We start from the raw sequence: 590 nt of genomic DNA, 5'->3' as shown, positions 1-590 counted from the left end.
CCGCCTACTTAGATAAAGATGAAAAACTCTTTAGCGAAGCTTGTCGCTCTGTTCGAACGTCGTTGCTATTAAGGCTGACCAACACTAAGCAAAAGATCTTACCTTTTACTTCAGCGATTCCAGAGGAAGGCAAAACCTCCACCAGCATCAATATGGCGGTGTCCTTCTCGACTATGGAGAAAGTGTTGATTATCGACTGCGACTTGCGTCGTCCATCTTTAGCCAAACGATTCAATATTCCTGAGTCCCAGCCAGGTTTAACCAACATATTGACGATGGATACCGCAATAAAAGATTGTATCGTTCGCATCGATGATGCCAATTTAGATGTACTACCTGCTGGGCTGATTCCACCCAACCCACAAGAGTTGCTGGCATCCAATCGCTTCAAAAAACTACTGGACCATTTTCAAGATAAATACGATCGCATCATCATCGATACACCACCACTGCTGTCGGTCAGTGATGCGCTCATCTTAGGCCAATATGCGAACGGACTCATCACAGTGATTCGTTCCGAGTCCACCAAAGCATCACTGGTTAATGTCGCGCTATCTAAACAAATACAACACTCGATACCGTCTCTTGGC

Annotated in this window: 1 protein-coding gene; it reads left to right on the top strand. The window is 45.3% G+C overall.

Annotated features, from left to right (window positions below; all coding sequences use genetic code 11):
* Positions 1–590 (top strand): CpsD/CapB family tyrosine-protein kinase (locus R7Z77_RS27000; RefSeq protein WP_318137258.1); only part of this gene is annotated, 590 nt, incomplete at both ends.

The organism is Vibrio sp. 1401 (assembly GCF_033340295.1).
This window is presented reverse-complemented; position numbering and strand designations above follow the sequence as displayed.